14 protein-coding genes are annotated in these 18,153 nt (G+C 65.4%); 10 read left to right on the forward strand and 4 right to left on the reverse strand.

The features are described from left to right. Position 1 precedes the first annotated feature (1 nt). The 3 genes from LVJ94_00785 (at position 2) to LVJ94_00795 (ending at position 5,136) form a co-directional block, all read left to right on the forward strand. Positions 2 to 1,303: an MFS transporter gene (locus tag LVJ94_00785; GenBank protein ID WXB05798.1), complete on the forward strand. Its 1,302-nt coding sequence runs from the start codon at positions 2 to 4 to the stop codon at positions 1,301 to 1,303. Positions 1,304 to 1,323: 20 nt separating this feature from the next. Next, a complete protein-coding gene (locus tag LVJ94_00790) occupies positions 1,324 to 2,094 on the forward strand; it encodes a glutathione S-transferase N-terminal domain-containing protein (protein ID WXB05799.1) in 771 nt (256 codons plus the stop codon). Between the two features lie 66 nt (positions 2,095 to 2,160). Next, positions 2,161 to 5,136 carry a choice-of-anchor D domain-containing protein gene (locus LVJ94_00795; GenBank protein WXB05800.1) on the forward strand — a complete coding sequence of 992 codons (2,976 nt, stop codon included), beginning with the start codon at positions 2,161 to 2,163 and terminating at the stop codon, positions 5,134 to 5,136. Here the strand turns inward: LVJ94_00795 and LVJ94_00800 are convergent. Beyond that, positions 5,087 to 8,338: a DEAD/DEAH box helicase gene (locus LVJ94_00800; protein ID WXB05801.1), complete on the reverse strand. Its 3,252-nt coding sequence runs from the start codon at positions 8,336 to 8,338 to the stop codon at positions 5,087 to 5,089. The genes LVJ94_00795 and LVJ94_00800 overlap by 50 nt on opposite strands. A gap of 167 nt (positions 8,339 to 8,505) precedes the next feature. On the opposite strand from LVJ94_00800, the gene LVJ94_00805 reads away from it, so the two are divergent. From LVJ94_00805 to LVJ94_00815, 3 genes are read left to right on the forward strand one after another with little or no spacing between them, the layout of a single operon-like run. Further along, positions 8,506 to 8,838 carry a ribosome-binding factor A gene (locus LVJ94_00805; protein WXB05802.1) on the forward strand — a complete coding sequence of 111 codons (333 nt, stop codon included), beginning with the start codon at positions 8,506 to 8,508 and terminating at the stop codon, positions 8,836 to 8,838. Next, on the forward strand, positions 8,835 to 9,962 hold the full coding sequence (locus LVJ94_00810; protein ID WXB05803.1) for an RtcB family protein: 1,128 nt from the start codon (positions 8,835 to 8,837) through the stop codon (positions 9,960 to 9,962). The genes LVJ94_00805 and LVJ94_00810 overlap by 4 nt, the downstream gene beginning before the upstream one ends. A gap of 43 nt (positions 9,963 to 10,005) precedes the next feature. Then, positions 10,006 to 10,473, forward strand: a complete 468-nt coding sequence (locus tag LVJ94_00815; protein WXB05804.1) for a hypothetical protein — start codon at positions 10,006 to 10,008, stop codon at positions 10,471 to 10,473. Positions 10,474 to 10,640: 167 nt separating this feature from the next. On the opposite strand, the gene LVJ94_00820 is transcribed toward LVJ94_00815, so the two are convergent. Beyond that, positions 10,641 to 12,341, reverse strand: a complete 1,701-nt coding sequence (locus LVJ94_00820; GenBank protein WXB05805.1) for a S41 family peptidase — start codon at positions 12,339 to 12,341, stop codon at positions 10,641 to 10,643. A 165-nt stretch (positions 12,342 to 12,506) separates the two neighbouring features. Continuing rightward, entirely contained in the window at positions 12,507 to 13,262 is a 756-nt protein-coding gene (locus LVJ94_00825; protein ID WXB05806.1) for a methyltransferase domain-containing protein, read from the reverse strand. Positions 13,263 to 13,311: 49 nt separating this feature from the next. On the opposite strand from LVJ94_00825, the gene LVJ94_00830 reads away from it, so the two are divergent. After that, positions 13,312 to 14,136: an aldo/keto reductase gene (locus LVJ94_00830; GenBank protein ID WXB05807.1), complete on the forward strand. Its 825-nt coding sequence runs from the start codon at positions 13,312 to 13,314 to the stop codon at positions 14,134 to 14,136. 16 nt (positions 14,137 to 14,152) lie between these two features. On the opposite strand, the gene LVJ94_00835 is transcribed toward LVJ94_00830, so the two are convergent. Then, the gene (locus tag LVJ94_00835) at positions 14,153 to 15,394 is read right to left on the reverse strand and encodes a hypothetical protein (GenBank protein WXB05808.1); all 1,242 of its coding nucleotides are present in this window, start codon (positions 15,392 to 15,394) and stop codon (positions 14,153 to 14,155) included. Positions 15,395 to 15,662: 268 nt separating this feature from the next. On the opposite strand from LVJ94_00835, the gene LVJ94_00840 reads away from it, so the two are divergent. From LVJ94_00840 to LVJ94_00850, 3 genes are all read left to right on the forward strand, one after another. Then, on the forward strand, positions 15,663 to 16,562 hold the full coding sequence (locus tag LVJ94_00840) for a hypothetical protein (GenBank protein WXB05809.1): 900 nt from the start codon (positions 15,663 to 15,665) through the stop codon (positions 16,560 to 16,562). A gap of 196 nt (positions 16,563 to 16,758) precedes the next feature. Beyond that, complete coding sequence (locus LVJ94_00845) at positions 16,759 to 17,223, forward strand: RNA polymerase sigma factor (GenBank protein WXB10832.1); 465 nt, start codon at positions 16,759 to 16,761, stop codon at positions 17,221 to 17,223. After that, complete coding sequence (locus LVJ94_00850; GenBank protein WXB05810.1) at positions 17,220 to 18,047, forward strand: hypothetical protein; 828 nt, start codon at positions 17,220 to 17,222, stop codon at positions 18,045 to 18,047. Before LVJ94_00845 ends, LVJ94_00850 begins: the two co-directional genes overlap by 4 nt. Positions 18,048 to 18,153 lie beyond the last annotated feature (106 nt).

Here is an 18,153-nt window from a genome sequence, read left to right on the forward strand (position 1 = left end):
CATGGATGCTTCGGCCGCCAAGGGCGCGCGGTACACGCTCTTCTTGCTGTTTCTCATCAACTTTCTGAACTTCTTCGACCGCGTGATTCCGGCGGTCGTGCTCGAGCCGCTCCGCAAAGAGTTCAGCTTGGGGGATACGCAGCTCGGCATGCTGTCCACGGCCTTCACCCTAATCTATGCCGTGGCCGGCATTCCACTGGGCCGGCTGGCCGATCGGGTCAAGCGCACGCGCATCCTCGCCGGTGGCGTGTTCATTTGGAGCCTGATGACGGCCGCCTCCGGCCTCGCCACCAACTACGCTTCTCTGTTTTTGATTCGCTTGGGGGTCGGCGTCGGTGAAGCGAGCTGTGCCCCGGCGGCCAATGCGATGATTGGCGATCTGTACCCGTCCCAAAAACGGGCGCGGGCCCTCGGCGTGTTCATGCTCGGATTGCCCATCGGCAATATCGCCGCCTTTTCCTTGGTCGGTGCTCTGGCGCATGCCTACGGATGGCGTGTCCCATTTTTCCTCGCCGCCGTTCCGGGACTCATCCTGGTGCCGCTCATCGCGGCGTTGAAGGAGCCGGTGCGCGGTGCGCAGGAGGCGAAGGCCGTCGATCTGACGACGCCGATCGAGAGACCATTTTTGCGCATCCTGACGATTCCCACGGTGTGGTGGATCATCCTGTCGGGCGCCGCTGCGAATTTTGCAGCCTATGCGATGAACGCGTTTCTGCCGGCGCTGCTGATGCGCTACCACGGTCTGAACATCCAGCAGGCAGGGGGCGCCTCGTCCGTTGTCGTGGGGCTGACGGGCCTGATCGGCCTTACCGCGGGCGGTGCCTTGGCCGATCGCCTTCATCAAAGCTTCCCACGCGGCCGCCTCACCTTGGGCGCCGTGTCGCTCTTGATCGCGAGCCCGCTGCTCTGGTTCGGGCTGGGGCAGCCCATCGGCGGCGTTGCGCTTCTTTGCATCTTTTCGTCGGTCGGGTGGCTCCTCTTCTACCTCTATTACGTGACGGTGTATTCGGCGCTTCAGGACGTCGTCGAGTCCCGGCTGCGCGCCACGGCCATGGCCGTGTATTTCTTCTTTCAATACGTGCTCGGTGCCGCCTTCGGCACGACCGTGGCCGGCGCCCTGTCCGATGCGTACGCCACGCGCGCGATGGTGGCCGCGGGTGCCCACGACATGACCAACGTGTTTCGCGCCCAAGGCCTGCAGGCCTCCATGCGGCTCACCGTCCCGGTGGCCGTTTTCGTCACCGCGATGGCCCTCTGGTTCGCGTCGCGCACCTTCGTCGCCGATGCCAAGCGCGCCTCGTAAATCGACTATACTCGCGCGCCATGACAAGCCCGTTGCAACATCGCATTGACGTCGCGACGTCTCTTTTGGCGTCGTCGGTCACGCTCGGTCGCGGCGTTCTGGTGGTCACGCCGGCGCGGCAGCCCGAAAAGCTCTTTCGGCTCTACGAGTTCGAGGCGTGCCCCTACTGTCGCAACGTGCGCGAGGCGCTCACCGCGTTGCACCTCGATGCGGAGATTTATCCGTGCCCCAAAGGCGGCACGCGCTTTCGCCCCGAGGTGGAGCGGCTCGGCGGAAAGATGCAGGTTCCATATTTCGTCGACCCCAATCGCGACACGCGGATGTACGAATCGGCGGACATCATCGCCTATCTCTTTCGCACGTACGCCGATCGGGATGTGCCATTCATCTACCGCAGCATTGGAAGCAGCGCGCCCATGAGTTCCCTGGCCAGTGGCATTCGGCGGCTGCGCGGCATGCGTGCGAATCCCTCCAAAGCGCCGCGCGAGCTGCTCCACCTCTGGAGCTTCGAGGGCAGTCCGTTCTCGCGCATCGTGCGCGAGCGGATGTGCGAGTTGGAAATCCCGTACGTGCTGCACAACCTCGGAAAAGAGCGCTTTGGTGAGCTAGGGGTGAACGGCAGGCGGCTCGAAGGCGGGGAGTACGTGCCCACGCCGGGCGGCAAGCGCGAAGCCTTCATGAAGACGTACGGGCGCGTGCAGGTTCCTTATCTGGAAGATCCCAACACGGGCACGAAGACGTTCGACTCGGCGAAGATCGTCACGTACCTCGAGCAGACGTACGCGGCGTAAGCCGGAGCTCGCGACACGCGAGCTGGACGTGGGCCATCGGAACGCTTTGTGAAAGTCCTTTGGCTTGTGCTCTTCGCTTGGTGGACTGCACTCACCCTGGTCCTATGTGGGTGCAGCACGAGCCCGAGCACCGACAATCAAATGGAGGAGCGCACGGGCGAGGTCTCACAGCCCTTTTCCACCACGTACCAAGTGCGGTGGAGCGGCAACCTTACGGTGCCGGTGGGCGGAAACTGCCCGACGACGTGCGGCACCCCTGCAGGCACCAGCACCTGCATCTGCGGTGGACAATCCAACGCCTGCATCGGCGGCCCGGGGTGGGGTGACAAGAACTTCACCGACACGTCGCCGCCCAATGCCGTGGTGACGACGGTCCATTTGGATATCCAGCAAATGGGCTGCAGCGCGGGCACGGTGTCCGCCTTTCTCAACGGTACGCGGCTCGGTGCTTACCAGCCGACGGCGACCTGCGCCTGCAATGCGTGCGATCCCCCGCAGACGGTGACGTCATCGCGCTTTCCGCGCGGCATCCCCGGGTACAACTATGGAGGCGTCAACACGCTGCGCCTCGAGGCCTCGTCCGGATCGCCGTGCCTTGCCCGGGTCGACATTCGTGTCGACGGAACGACGGCGCGTCTCGTCGCCACGCCGGCGACGTACACGTATCCGGCCCAGCGCGTCGGTAGCGCGAGCACACCGCAGAACTTCACGATTCAGAATCAGGGAACCGAGGAGCTCACGGTCAACGGCTTCGACACCTCGGGGCCGTTCGACGTCAGCGGTGCACCCAACACGCCATTCCCGCTCGCCCCGGGCCAGACGGCCACCGTGCGCGTGACCTTTACGCCGACGGGATCGGGGCCGGCCACGGGCTCCCTTACCGTGGCCAGCACCGATCCGCGAAGTCCCGCGGTGGTGCAGCTCTCCGGGTCCGGGGTGGCGTCGTCGATCAGCACGTCGCCCAATCCGCGCGACTTCGGCTCGGTGGACATCGGCGCCAATGCCACGGGCGTGGTGACGATCAACAACACCGGCAACGATGTGCTCAATGTCTCGGGCATCGCCATGCGCGGTGCGAGCGACTTCACCTTGGTCGCGCCACCCGTGGCGCCGAGGATCCCCGCGGGGCAAAGCTTGCCGATCACCGTGCGTTTCTCGCCCACGGCTCACGGGGCGCGGGCGGCGCAGATCGTCATCACCAGCGATGCCGCCAACAACGACGAGTACGTATCGGCGCTGACGGGTCGGGGGCAGGGGCCGGAGATGGAGGTCGTCACCTCGGAGGTCGACTTCGGCGAGACCAACGTCGGCACCAATGCGGCGCCGAAGCGGGTGACCATCCGCAACACGGGCGAGACGGTCCTGCGCATTGCCTCGATGACCTTCTCCAATGCCGATTTCAGCACCGCGCAGACGTTCCCGGTCGACATTGCACCGGCCGGGCGCGCCGAGATCCCGCTCGGGTTTCGCCCGTCGGCCATCGGGGAGCGCAATGGAAATGCCGTGGTCACGTCCAACGATCCGCTGGAGCCGACGGCCCGCATCGAGCTGACCGGCACCGGGACGTCGCCGACGTTGCGCGTGAGCCCGGCGTCGCTTCCATTCGGTGACGTGCGCACGGGGAGTGCGCCCACGTCATTGACGGTGACCCTGGCCAACACCGGGACGGGGCCGCTGGTCATCCCGCGCGCAGCCATCGGCGGGCCCGATGCCGCGCGTTTCACGCTGTCGCCGTTGAACCTGCCGCTCACCATCGCCGCGGGCGACGAGGTGCAGCTCACCGTGAGCTATGCGCCGACCGCGGTGGGGGCGAACACGGCGAACCTGACCATCGACTCGAATGATCCGAGCAGCGCCAGCATCGTGGTGCCGCTTACCGGCAACGGTGTATCGGCGATGATTTCGCTGCAGCCCGCGAGCCTGGACTTCGGGGCCCAGCTCGTAGGCCGCGCCTCGGCCGCGCGCACGGCGGAGATTGCCAACACCGGGAGCGCGTCGCTGAACATTACGGCGCTGACCCTGGGAGGTGCGCAGGGCACGTCCTTCGCGCTGGTCACCACGCCGGAGCTGCCCGCCGTGGTGGAGCCCAATACCAAGTTGACCCTGTCGCTCAAGTTCACGCCGTCCACCATGGGCGACTCTCTCGGCGAATTGTCAATCGCGAGCGACGACCCGAACACGCCGAAGGCCCTCATCTCCTTGAAGGGCACGGCGGTCTCGCAGTTGATCTCGGTCTCGCCCACGTCGTTGGACTTCGGTGTGTCCAAGGTCGGTATCAAGCCCGCCGCGCAAGCGGTGACCATCACGAACACCGGCGGCGATCCGATTGCGCTGGGCAGCGCCATTCTCGAGGGGGCGCAGGCCGCGGCGTTCCAGGTCTCGCAGCCGAGCGGCTCGCTGGATCCGGGAAAAACGGCCACCGTCAATGTGACGTATTTGGCCAATGCACCGGTGGAGGCGAATGCCGCGTTGAAGATCGGCACCGCCGACGCGTCCATTCCCAAAGCGCAAGTCACCTTGAAGGGCCGCGCCGTTTCACAGCTTTTGGTCGCCGACGCGAGCGCGCTCGATTTCGGGCAGGTCAACGTGGGCGAAAAGAGCGCCCCCAAGCCGGTCACGGTGACCAGCCAAGCGGGCACGCCGCTGGAGATCGCGAGCATCGCCTCCGACAGCGATCAATTCATCGTGAACGGTAATGGCGCGCAATTGCCGCCGGGCGGGACTGCCAACTTCGAAGTGAGCTTCCAGCCCACGGTGGCGGGGGATGCCGTGGGCAAGGTGAAGGTCCTGCTCAAGGATGCGACCACCGAGGAAGTCTCCATTGCGCTCACCGGCCGTGCCCTGGCGCCGGGGAGCAACAATCCCGACGCGCCGCCCTCGGACAACGTGGGCAGCGCGGACATCTACGGTGGCGGCTGCGGATGCCGCGCGGGCGGTGCGGGCGATGCGCCGGGCAGGGTGCTCGGTGGCCTCGCATTGCTCGCGGGATTGCTCATTCGTCGTCGACATCGCCGAGCAACGCGCGCAAATCCTCCTCGGTGAGGCCCTGGAGCGCGCCCTCGCCGTCGGAGATCACCGTCTTCGCGAGGTCGCGCTTCTTGTCCTTGAGCGAGAGGATCTTCTCCTCGATGGTGCCGCGCGCGACGAGTCGGACCACCGTCACCGGTTTGTCCTGCCCGATGCGGTAGGCGCGGTCGGTCGCCTGATCTTCGACGGCGGGGTTCCACCAGGGATCGCAATGGATGACCGTGTCCGCCGCCGTGAGGTTGAGACCCGAGCCACCGGCTTTGAGCGAAATGAGAAAGAGCGGCGCGCGCCCGGTTTGGAAGCGCGTCACGACGTCATCGCGCTTGGTGGTCGAGCCATCGAGGTACTCGTATTCGATGTGTTCGCGATCGAGGTCCTGGCGCCATAGCGTGAAGAGCTGCACGAATTGCGAGAAGACGAGCGCGCGACGGTTTTCGGCAACGAGCTCGCGCACCAGCTCGAGGAACGTCTCGCGCTTGGCGCTGGGACTCTCACCGAGCTTCGGATCGATGAGCCGCGGATCGCAGGCCATCTGCCGAAGCCGCGTGAGCGCCGCGAACACGGTCATGGGCACGGGCCGGGCTTCTTCCTCGATTTTCTGCCGCAGACCCGCGCGCAGCGTGTGGGCCAGAGCATCGTACATGCGCTTGTCGTGGCTGGTCAGCGATACGAAGCGATCGATTTCCGTCTTCGGCGGCAGCTCGCGCAGGACGTCGTTCTTCGTGCGGCGCAGGAGGAAAGGCCGCACGATGGCCCGAAGCTCCGCGGCCATCGGGCTCTCGCGTTCGGCGGCGACGGCGCTTCCGCGATTGAGCACGATGGGTTGCTCGAAGCGCTTTTCGAAGTCGCGCACCGAGCCCAAAATGCCGGGATTGACCAGCGAGGCAATGGACCAAAGCTCGCGGAGCCGGTTCTCCATCGGCGTGCCCGTGAGCGCGAGCCGCATGCGCGCTTGCAGTGCTGCAGCGGCTTTGCGGGTGGCGCTGTCCGCATTTTTGACGTTCTGCGCCTCGTCGAGGATCACGCAGCGAAAGGTCGTCGTCGCCAGCGTTTCGAGATCGCGCCGGAGCAAGCCATAGGTCGTAATGATGATGTCGCTGTTGGCGATAGCTTTCGGTGATAGTACCCGTTCCTCGCGCGAGAGCCCGTGGAGGAGGCGCACGCGCAAATCGGGGGTGAAGCGCTGACTCTCGCGGAGCCAGTTGGTGGCCACCGACGTCGGGCACACGACCAGCGACGGGGCATGGCCCTCGGCTTCTTTGCGGCGCAGAAGATACGCCAGCGTGGTGATGGTCTTTCCAAGGCCCATGTCGTCGGCGAGCAACCCGCCCGCGCCGAGGGCCTGGAGAAACTGGAGCCACGAAAGGCCGAGGCGCTGGTACGGACGCAAGGTGGCCTGCAGGCCATGCGGCATCTCCGGCTCCTCGGCCACACTGAGCGCGCGCAGCCGCCGGCGGAGGCTTTTGACGGCGTCGTCGAGCTCCCCATCGTTGTCCTCGAGCCATCGATCGAGGCGCCCGAGTTGGTGCGGCGGGAGATCCGCCTCCGCGCCAGGCATGATTTCCGCGGCCTCGTTGGAGATCGCCTCGATGGTCGCCGAGATGCGCGCCAAGGTGCCGTCGTTCAAGCTCACCCAGCGCTCTTTGCGCTGGAGTGCGCCGCGGATGGTGTCGAGCTCCACCGGCAGATCCTCGGTGCGGAATTCGAGGCGCGTCTTGAGCCATTCGCCTTCGAGTGCAACATGCACGCGTCCCGCGATGGGGGCGCCGAGGCGGACGTTGGCCAGGTGCTTCGAAAGCTCCGCCTCGATGGGCGGACTCTCCGCGCCGCGCAGCGCGAGAAGGCCGTGCTGCCAGAAATAGATGGCCCGCTCCCCGCGCGCCACGAGCGGTGCCTGGTGGGGAAACTCTTCCTCCTCCTCGAGGTTGCGCGGCTCGAGGCCCGAGCCCAGCACCAACTCGCGCGCCCGCGTTTCGCTGTCGCGATCGCGCCCGTCCTCGGGCGGTGGGTTTTCCGTCTCGGTGAACAGCGGAATCTCGCGCGCCTTGTAGGCGGCGATGAGCTCCCCTTCGAGGGCGAGCGGCTCGCCGGTGAGGCGCAGGATCAATCGGGGCATTTCGACGGGGGGAAGGCCGAAAGCCTGGGTGACGGGCATCTCGATGCCGCGCCCGCGGGTCACACGCAGCAGCCGCGAGCCCGCGTCCTTCAACTTGCCCGGCGGCACCGCCAACCGGGGGACGCGCGCGAACTCCTCGGCGAGATCGACATCGACGTCCTTGGCGACGCGGAAGATGGCGCCGTTCTTGGCCCACACGTACGGAAACGGCCCGGCGAAAAACGCGGCTTGCGCGGCTGGGAAACGAGGCCCGCCGTTCTCCGCGGCCCAGAAGACCTCGAGCGCGCCGTCGGCCGCGTTCACCTCGACGCGGGGCCGCACGAAGGCGTTGCGAAAGTCCAAGAGGCCCTTGAAGCCCGCGGCGAAGATGCCGCCGTGCGCGCGCATGGCCTCGATGGTGAGCGAGGCGTCGACGCCACGCGCCTGCACCGCCTTGCGCACGATGCCTTGATCGCGCACGTATTGGAGCACGCGCCGGTCGGCACCGCGAAACTGCGACGGTGTGGCGAGCTCGCGCGGGGAGAGCAGCTTCCGCTCGCCGACGGATCTCACGAAGATGGAGAGCGTGGGCCCGCGGCTGGCGTCGACGCGATCCCCGTAGCCGCGTCCCTCGCGCCGTTTGCCTTCTTCGAAGGGGCCCGCGGCGATCTCCACGGCGAGCTCGCCGGCGGCCGGTGCCAGCCATGTGCGCAGCGAGCGCTCGAAGGCGTGTTCCTCCTCGAGCGCACGCCGCCGCCCCACGGCCTGCGCCGCCGCCTCCTTCGTATCCTGGCCCGCGAGGAGCGCCTCGCGCAGGGGACCGGAGACGGCGAGATCGACCGCGACCACCGTGGCGTGGACGCACGGACCAAAGGCCGATTGGCATCGGGAACACACGGTGACGAGGATCTCGTCGTCCATGCGCAGCTCGGTGCGATGGTCTTCGCCGAGCACGGCGACGATGGCATCGTCCACGATGACCGGGGCGGACGCGTAGCCTGCCGTGTTCGTGAGCGCGAGGTCGAGCGTCCGGCGGCCGACGAGCCGCGCCAGCATGTAGAGCTCGAGGCTTTCGAGCCACTGCTGCGGGCTGGACTTGACGATGTCGCCGTTCGGGTTCATGTTCAGCGGGCAGATTTGCAGAAGGGAGGTGTCACGTGAACGATATTGCGACAATCGGTTTCCGAAGCCCCTCCGCTGAGTGCGCCTGACGGTTCTCCCTTGCAGGTGAAGCAGGTAAAGCGCTCGGTGGAGCGAAGATTTACCTTGTTTCGTGGAGCCGTAGGGTCATGCGACGTGAAGACGAGCATTCAGGCTTTCGACATATCCGTTTACAAGATTTGATTCTCGAGGAGCTCCGTGGGCTCCTCCGTGACGACGTTTCCGATCCGACGCTCGAGGGCGTGCGGATCACCGCCCTCGTTCTGTCGGTGGATTACCGGCACGCGCGGGTGCATTTTGCATTGAAGTCCCAGGACATGCGTTCCGCCGTGGAACGCTCCCTCGTGCGGGCGACGCCTTTTTTGCGCGCGCGCCTCGCCGATGCCATCGACATCAAACGCGTTCCCGATCTGCGGTTCGTCTTCGACGCAGCCGCTGCCTTTCCAGAGGGCCAGGATTGAGTCGCGTCATCTTCGAACCGGAGCGCGGCCAACGCGTTCCGGTTCGCCTCTGGGCGCGCGATGCTCGTGAGGAGACCGTGCGCCAGCTTCAGCACATCGCATCGCAGCCGTACGTCGTGGAACACGTCGCCGCGATGGCCGATGCCCACGTGGCAGAAGGCGTGGCCGTCGGCACCGTCTTCGCGACGGAACACACCGTGGTGCCGAAGGCGCTCGGCGGCGATCTCGGTTGCGGCATGTCCGCCACCCGGCTGGCCATCGACGCGCATTCGCTCGACCGCCGCGCCTTGGAGCGCATCGTCGCCGAGCTTCAGCGCGCCATCCCCGCTGCGACCCACCGTGGTCGCGGCATCGCCGTGCCCGACGCGCTCTTCGCCGAGCCGTTGTCGACGCACACCCTCGAGCACGCCCGCGAAGCCTTCGCCCCACGCCACCTCGGCACCTTGGGTGGAGGCAACCACTTTCTCGAGTTGGATCGCGATCCCGAGGGCTATCTCTGGATCCTCGTGCACACCGGTTCACGCGGCCTCGGCGGCGCGCTGGCCGACCACTACGCGCGCGCCGCGCCCGAGCCTCTCCAGGGCATCGACACCACGACGGAGCTCGGCGCCGCGTACCTGCGCGATCTCTCCTGGGCGCTCACGTTCGCGAGGGCAAACCGCACGGCCATCCTCGCGAAGGCTCTCGAAGTCCTCGGTGAGCCCGGCGATTCCGTGGTGGACATCCACCACAACTTCGTGGCCCGCGAAACATGGTTCGGTCGCGAGCTCCTCGTGCATCGCAAAGGAGCGGTCTCCGTTCCTCGCGGCACGATGGCCCTCGTTCCCGGATCCATGGGCACGGCGAGCTACCTCGTCGAAGGCCTGGGGCACGAAGCTTCCTTCGGCTCGTGCTCGCACGGCGCGGGGCGCATCCTGACGCGAAAGGAGGCGCGCACGAAGATTCGCTCCGCCGCCCTCGCCCGAGCGATGCGCCACGTGGTGTACCCGAAGAACATCGAACGCAGTCTGGTCGAAGAGGCGCCTGCCGCCTACCGCGACATCGGCGACGTACTCCGCGACCAGGAAGATCTCATCGCACGGGTTTTGCGCCTCGAACCCATTGCGGTTCTAAAAGGCGGATAGAAACTGAAGGAAGATTCTACGCCCCGCAACGTACCTGCCTTCGATGCAGGTCGATCGCTTCGTCGAGGATCTCGGTATGAGCGTGTGTGTGGAGCTTTTTTGCCTCGTGAGCTCGCCCGTTGATTTCCCACAGGTCTTTCTCACGAGGGACTTGGGCGACGCTCGGTCGGTGCGCAAGGCCGTGGAAGATGCCTTGTCGGACGTCCAGTGGTTCGGTGGTCGCGGATACATCGCCGAAGCCTCTGGAACGACCGCCGAGGTTACACTCTGGCGCGATGGAACGGGGGCGGTGGAAGACGGTGTCGTCGACCGCCTCACCGTTTCCATCCACGACGACGGCGATCCCATGACCATCGTCGGCCCCTTGTGCAGGATGCACGGATGGAGCGCGTGCGACAGCGCGCTCCACCTCATCGATCATCAAAGCGTGCGCACCATCTGGAGCGCCGCCCACCTCTCCGACGCGGCCCTCACGCCCATCCTGCCGTCGGCGATCAAGATCCTATCCTGAATCCTCAACCAGAGAGATTCACAGGAAGGCGGGAAGACGGGAAGGGCCAACGGCTCGAGCCGTCGCGGAACGCTGATTTTTGGGTTTTCAGTTGGCTCGAATGGGTCAACTGAAAATCAAAAAACCTTCCCGCCTTCCCGTCTTCCTGTGAATCCTCTCTCCTTAGCTCACAGGCGCGCGGCCAGCGCAGCGTTGAATGCGCGCACGTAGCCGATGTAGCCCGCGCGGAAGTCCGCGAGGGTGTGCGAATACGCAACATCGGGCGCGACGCCGTTGTCCTCGATGATGTTTGACTCCGGGTACTGCCCGTTGGGATCGTACACGGTACCGAGTCCGCGCGAGAGATTCAGGACCGCTTGCGTATTGGTGAGGGTTGCCACCTCTTCCACGTTGCCTCCGCCGCCCATGGTGGTTTGCCCAAAAAGAGTCGCGAGACCGTTCGCTTTGAGAAGGAGAGGAACGATATCGGCGCAAGAGACGGAGAGCTCGTCCGCGAGAAGGAGAATGGGCTTGGTCCAGTGGGCCGCGTCCGGCTCGAGCGTGGGCTCGGGGGAAAGCGGAATCGGGATAGAAAGCGGCTGGTTGGCACTGTAAGCGGCGTCGATGTCATGGGCGCGTCCCTCGTAGATGGCCGCCGTGGGATCGGCGGGATTGGCGTCTCGCGTGTCCTTCGCCGCCTTCGCGAAGGTTTGAATCCACAGCCGGTCGGCGTGCATCTTCTGCACGAATCCATTCACCCGGCGCGGCGCCAGCAGGGAAACCACGTCCTGGGCGAAGCCGAGCGACCCGCCGGGGTTGTGCGTCTGGTCGAACACCAGCGCGTCCACCCGCGGCTGCTGCTCCGAGAACAGCGCACGAAGGTAATTGAGCTGCGCGTCACCCTGCATGTAACTCGGCAGTCGAACCAGGAGAACCTTTTTCTGCCCGAGCGAATACGTCGTTGCAAAGAAGTGAATCGCCGCGCCTTGTTGCGGAGTGAGCCCAAACCGCGCAAGGGCCGCGCGGCTTGGAGCCACCTCGCCGGCGACGCCCAGCGAAGCCCGCACCGCGTCGGTCATGAAAAAGGGCACCCGATCGCCGAGCTTCGACAGCTCCGCACGCGTCACGTCCGCAGCCACGCGCGATACGGCCATGGCTGCGCGCGGTCCGCCAGCGCCCGCCACGGGCGCGGCCGGCACCGCAGGCAACAAACGCGGGGTCTCTTGCCAGGTAACGGCTTCTTCCCGTTCCACGCCGGCGTCGTTTCGCAGGCGCACCTGCGCACGCGCATTCGCTTGCAGTCCCTCGGACGCGTACACGGGGCGTGAGGTCAGATGATTGGCCGCGAAATGCCGTGCGGCAAGCGGATTCGCAATACCGATCAACGGGAGAAACGAATTCGTCAGATCCGTGGCCGAGCGACCATCGATGCTCAAAAGCTCGTCGCCGACATGGACGGTCCCGCCCTGCGCGGCTTCATAGACCACGAACGTATCGCCCACCGGCATGACCCGAAAGGGAAGTCCGAAGGCGTGCGCATCGTCCGAAACCAAATTAGCGCTGAGCGAAACGTGGGCATCTTTGAATCGCGCAATGAACTCCTCGAAGATGCGGCGGTATTCGGCTTCGCTATGGGCCCCGTCGATGCGTGTGCGGTATTGCGCCGCGAGGGCATCGAATTGGAAGCCATATCGCGCTTCCTTGCGTGTGAGCGCGCCGTACAAACCGCGAAATGAGCTCACAATCTGGTCGAAGTCCGCGCGGGCCTCTGCTTGCGTAATCGGTCGAACTGCCTCGGACCCAGAGCCAACGCTCTCCACCGGTGCCGAGCTGCACGCGGCAAGCAAAAGGCACAAGCCGGCCGTGGACGTCGTTGCAAAAGAACGCATCGCCAATCGCTCCTTGTCGGGATATTCGAGATCAGACGGGATGAATGACCGCCGCGCACTGCGAGCCCGCGCTCTCTCGCCGAGGGGGTGTTCGTTGGGTGCGACCCAGCTGTCACATTTATGAAAAAAAGACCGCCGCGGTGCGCCGCCGTCCAATGGGATTGCTCACGCCAGCTTCGCGCGACCCCACGCCGCAATCGTGACCTGCGGGATGTCGATGAAACAAGGGTCGGCGACCAACTCGAAGAACCCTTCCAAGTCCGCCTCGGACAGAAGACCTTCGGCCACGAGCGCAGGGCCGGTATTCGCAATGAGCGGCGACCAGCGATCGCGTGCTCCCGAGCCCATGCACCCGAGGTTTCCCGCGTGCACCACATCCTCGAGCCCCGCGCGTGCGAGTGCGGCGGGCAGTCCCCGGGCCCATTTCAAATCGGTGCCGCGTGCGGCGTGATGCCGCTCGTACGCGTCCATCAAGCGGCGCACCAGCGGAAAAGGCGAAGTCTCACCGGGCAGCTGGTACGGCTCCTCGACGAACAAATAGCCTCCCGGTTTCAGCCACCGCGCAGCCCTCTGCAGAACGTCCTCGCGCTGCGCGAGGTGGCAAAAGAGATAGCGCGCGTGCACCAAATCGTACGTTCCTGGCGCATAATCCGGTTGCGCGACATCGGCCTGCTCGACGAGCAAGTTCGCCGCGCCGTTCGCGTCGAGGTGTCGAACATCGATGTCCACCGCAACCACGCGTCCCTTGGGGCAACGCTCGGCGAGCCAATGGGCGATGGATCCTGCTCCCGCGCCCAACTCCAGGCAATCCCACGATGCCGTCATCGGCAAGGCATCGAGGATCCCCACGGTGTACGCGTCGACGTGGCGCTGGATGGCTCGAAGTCGCTCTAGCTCTGGAGTGGGCGCTCGTGTCGGCACGGTTCGTTCCTCCCTTGCTACCCCTAGCTGGCGGCTTACAACTGACGCGATGGAAAACGTAACGACCGCGAAGGTGAAGCTTCCCTCGGGACCATCGATGCCGCGAGTCGGGCTCGGCGTTTGGCAGATGCCCCGCGGCGTCACGCGCGAGGCCGTGCTCTCGGCGTTGCACGCCGGCTACCGCCACATCGACACCGCGCGCATCTACGGCAACGAGGCCGAGGTTGGCGCCGCCGTGCGCGAGAGCGGCATCCCGCGCGAGGAGATCTTCGTCACCACGAAACTGTGGAACGACGACCAAGGCTACGATTCCGCGTTGCGCGCGTTCGATGCGAGCATGAAGCGGCTCGGCCTCGACCACGTCGACCTTTACCTCATTCACTGGCCCGTCCAGCACAAACGCCGCGAGTCATGGCAAGCCCTCGAAAAGCTCCGCGCGAGCGGGCGCGCGCGGTCCATCGGGGTGAGCAACTTCATGGTCTCGCACCTCGAAGAGCTCCTCGCCGACGCCGATGAGCGGCCCGACGTGAACCAAATCGAGATTCACCCCTTCCTGCAGCAGCGCGATCCGCGCGCCTTCTGCCAGAAGCACGGCATCGTCGTGCAGGCCTACAGCCCGCTCGTGCGCGGCCATCGCATGGACCATCCCGAGATTCGCAAGGTGGCCCAGCGCGTGAAGCGCACGCCCGCGCAAGTGCTGCTTCGCTGGGGGCTCCAGCACGACCTCGTCGTCCTGCCCAAGTCGAGCGATCCCGGTCGTCAGAAAGAGAACGCCGCGGTCTTCGACTTCACCCTCGACGCCGACGCCATGTCGAGCCTCGATGCCCTCGAAGACGGGCGGACCACCGGTTGGGATCCGCGCACGCAGCGTTAGCGTCGATCCCGAAGGATCACGGGAGCATCTCTGCGCGGTAGCCGAAGGGCCCGAGTTGGCCGTAGTCGTTGCTCCCCCAGCAGACGAGGGAGCCATTGGTGTAGAGCGCGCAGGTATGACTGGTGCCGGCGGTGATCTCCGTGACGTTCGCCGAGATGACTTCCATCGGCGTCGCCGAGGCCGACGTCCCGCCTGCGTTGTAGTCACCCCAGCAATACACCGTGCCGCGTCGGGTCAGTGCGCACGTATGGGCCCGGCCCGCGGTCAGGGCGACGACCCCCGAAAGTCCGGGCACGGTGTCGGGCTCGAGGCGATCTTCGATCTGGGCGCTGCCGAGTTGCCACTTGTCGTTGCGTCCCCAGCACTTCACACGGCCGGAAACGACCGCACACGCGTGGTCCGTTCCGGCCGCGACGGCGGTCACGTTCGTCTCGAGCCCTTTGACGGTCGTAGCCTCCGGGGCCTTGTCGTAGGTGCCGTTGCCCAATTGCCCGTGGGCGTTGGAGCCCCAGCACTTCAGCGCGCCGCTGCCCGTGACCGCGCAGGCGAAGTAGCCGGATTGGGCGGCGGCGAGCTTTCGCCCTTGCTTGCCCATGCCCGAAATTTCGCCGTGATCCGTGCCGCCTTCTTCCACCGACTTGGTGCCGAGCGTCCCGGTGTTATTGAGCCCGTAGCACTTCGTGTTCTGCCCATCGGTGAGGGCGCACTGAAAGTACAGCCCGACCCCCACCGTGGACGCGTTGGTGAGCTCCGGCATCTTGCGCGGTGAGTACGTCACGTGGTGCGCGTACACCCCGTCATCATTCTGCTGGAATACGGTGTCGCCCCAGCAGAAGACCGTGCTGTCTTTCCGCAGCGCGCAGTGCGCCAGTCCGCCGCCGAACACCGCGTCGACTCCGATGTCCAAACCCTGGACGGGGCACACGAGCCCGTCCGGGCACGCGCGCATGCTGGTCCCGTTACCGAGTTGACCCGACGAGTTGTCGCCCCAGCACACGACTCCATCCGTCGACGTCGTCGCGCACGTACTCCGTGCGCCGGCCGCGAGGCGGTTGGTCGCGCGCGCGACGGGATGAATGTCGGGCTGGCCAGTTTCGGCCGCGTCCGTTCCTGCATCGCTCGAAGTAGGGGATGGCGGCAGCTCCGGCGTCGTGGGCTTGTCCTCACGAGGTGCTGGATAGACCCCTACTTCGGAGTTCGTGATGCACGCTCCGAGTGCGAATAGCGAGATGAAGAGCAGGGAGGCTTTGGTACGCACGGCACGAGCAGGATCCCGGTGAGAGGATCGTCCTTTTTGGTGAGGTCCCGTTTCCGTTGACTTGGGTTGACAACTCTATCATGGAACGGCTTCGCTCGTGTCGGACGGAGGACCCAGGACGCCTATTTGTCTCCTATTGGGAATGCCAATCGCCCTTTGTGCGATGTTGCATGCTCCGCCAGCGTACGCTCAAAACACACACGCGCGAACATCGTCGCTCAGTTGGGTACGTTTGCAAGGCGCAGAAAATTGCATCGCAACGAATGCGTTGGCGCAGGCCGTCGAAGCGCGCCTGAGGAGAAAGGTATTCGTCTCCGCATCGCAGGCCGACGTGTCGGTGGAAGGCTCGGTTTCGCAAGCGAAACACGGGGCCACTGCAGAGTGGCGCGCTGCGTTGACCATCCGTGACGCGCGCGGCAACGTGATTGGCACCCGCGAGGTTCAGCGATCGGGGACGACCTGCTCGGAGGCGCTCGACGAGTCCATCGTCTTCGTGGTCTCGGTGATGATCGATCCCGATGCGGCGTTGGGAAAGCCCAACCCCGAGCCCGAACCACAGCCGCCGCCGCCACCACCTCCCCCGCCGCCCGAAGTGATTGTCAAGCGCGAGGAGGTGGTCGTCCAAGTCGAGCCACCTGATCCGTGGCACTTCGAGGCGAACGCGGGCGCGGTGTTTTCGGCGGGGCTGCTGCCCTCGGTAGGGTTTGGCATGACCGCGGCTGTGCTGCTCAAGCCGCCAGGGTTCTGGGGAATCGAGTTCTCCGGGACCTACTGGGGCCGCGGATCGGTCGACTCGAAGCAACCCGGCACGAGCAGCGACGTGGCGCTCGCCTACGGCGGAGTCGCACTCTGTCCCCTCAATTGGGAAAAGGGAGTATTTTCCTACCGAGGATGCGCGGGGGTCGAGCTGGGCACGATGCAGAGCCGGGGCGTGGGTTTTCCCGTGGCCCTTTCGGACGAAGCGCTCGTCGCCCACGTCTTTTTGCCCAGTCGTTTCGGCCTTCGGGTCGCCGGACCGCTGGTCGTGAGCCTAGGGCTATCGCTTATCGTGCCAATCGTTCGGGCAGAGCTCAGTTACCGGGAATCCAATGGGTCGAAACAGGCCATTTTTCGTCCCGCTCCGATCGCTGGAGCAACCGATTTGAGCCTTGGCCTGCGTTTTCCCTGATGTTCCGTCATAAAAAGACGCGCCGCGATGCATTAATCATCGGACCGACGACGTTACGGCTGTCGTACAGCCAAGGGAGCACGGGTAGTTTGGGGCATCGAATCTACCCTACAGGAAACTATTGACACCGCCCACACAACCGCCCCCGACCACGGCGGCCGACGTGGAGCGTCTTTTTCGCGAGCACGGTCCATTCGTGTGGAGATCGTTGCGGCGTCTCGGACTCAACGAGTCCGACGCGGACGATCTTTGCCAAGAGGTTTTCGTGATCGTCTTTCGCAAGCTTCAGGATTTCGAACAAAAGTCGTCTTTGCGCACCTGGTTGTACGGCATCGCCGTCCGGGTCGCACTGGCGCATCGGCGACGAGCACGGACCCAGCGTGAGCTTCCCACAGCGACACTTCCCGAGATGGTGGCCCCCGATGGCCCGCACGACCGCCTCGCGGAACGCGAAGCGCGGCGCTGGCTCGACCTTGCCCTGGATACATTGGATGAAAAGAAGCGCGCAGTGTTCGTGCTGTACGAGATCGAGCAGCTGTCCATGAACGAGGTAGCACAGGTTCTCGAGTGTCCATTGCAGACCGCTTATTCGCGCCTGCACGCTGCACGTGAGCAAGTGGAGTCATTTTTCCGACAAGCGAGGAAAGGAACTGTCGAGTGAATTCCGATCGTGATCCGCCTGCGCGCCTCGAAGACTGTTCCGAGCTCGATGCGGTTCGGCGTGCCATCGGTGCAGCACGCGCCGATGTTCCCGCGCAGGATCGTATCGGGCTACTCGAGGCTGGACTCGCGGCGAAGCTGGCTGCATTGGGCGGAGCCATCGGCGGAGGATTCGATGGCGGCGCCGGCGGCCATGGTACGGACGGTGGATTCGGAGACGGCGGCGCGGGAGCGGGCGCCGGAGGTGGACTCGGATCTGGCGGCGGCTTGGGCGCGGCCGGTGCTGCGGGCGCAGGTGCCGCTGGTAAAACGATTGTCGCATCGTTCGCCGCGAAGGTCGTTGGGTCTGCGGTTCTCGCGACCGGCGTTGCCACCGGTGGATGGTACGCAACGCACCCGGCGGACACGCCACGCCCGCACGTCGCAGTGGTGGCCTCTGCGGCCCCTGCGCCGCCGCCCCCGCGGCCCGCGCAGTCGGCCGTGATCTCGCCCGAGGTGCCTGCGTTGCCGAAGACGCCGGACAAAGTTGCGCCGCCGAAAGCGTCGTCGCGGGTGAAGGAGGCGCCGGTCGAATCGGAAGTGGAGCTTCTGCGCCGGGCGCAGGACCAACTCTCGTCCGATCCAAGGCGTGCCTTGGGGCTGTGCGACGTGCACAAGGAGCAATACCCGAATGGCGATCTCGCGCAGGAGCGCGAGGTGCTGGCCATCGATGCATTGCTCCGCCTTCATCGCCGGAGCGACGCCGAAGCGCGTGCGGAACGGTTCGAGAGGGCGTACCCCACGTCCGCACATCGCCGGAGAGTGGATACGTTATTGACGCAATGAGTTGACGTATCTGTCTTACCGCGGCGTAAGAAATAGCTTCTTTGTTTCATAAAGTGTGAAAGCGAACGGCACTACGAGCTGCCTTCTATGCCGTGAATCGCGTGCC

It is taken from the genome of Sorangiineae bacterium MSr11367 (assembly GCA_037157805.1).
Lineage (GTDB): Bacteria > Myxococcota_A > Polyangia > Polyangiales > Polyangiaceae > Pendulispora > Pendulispora rubella.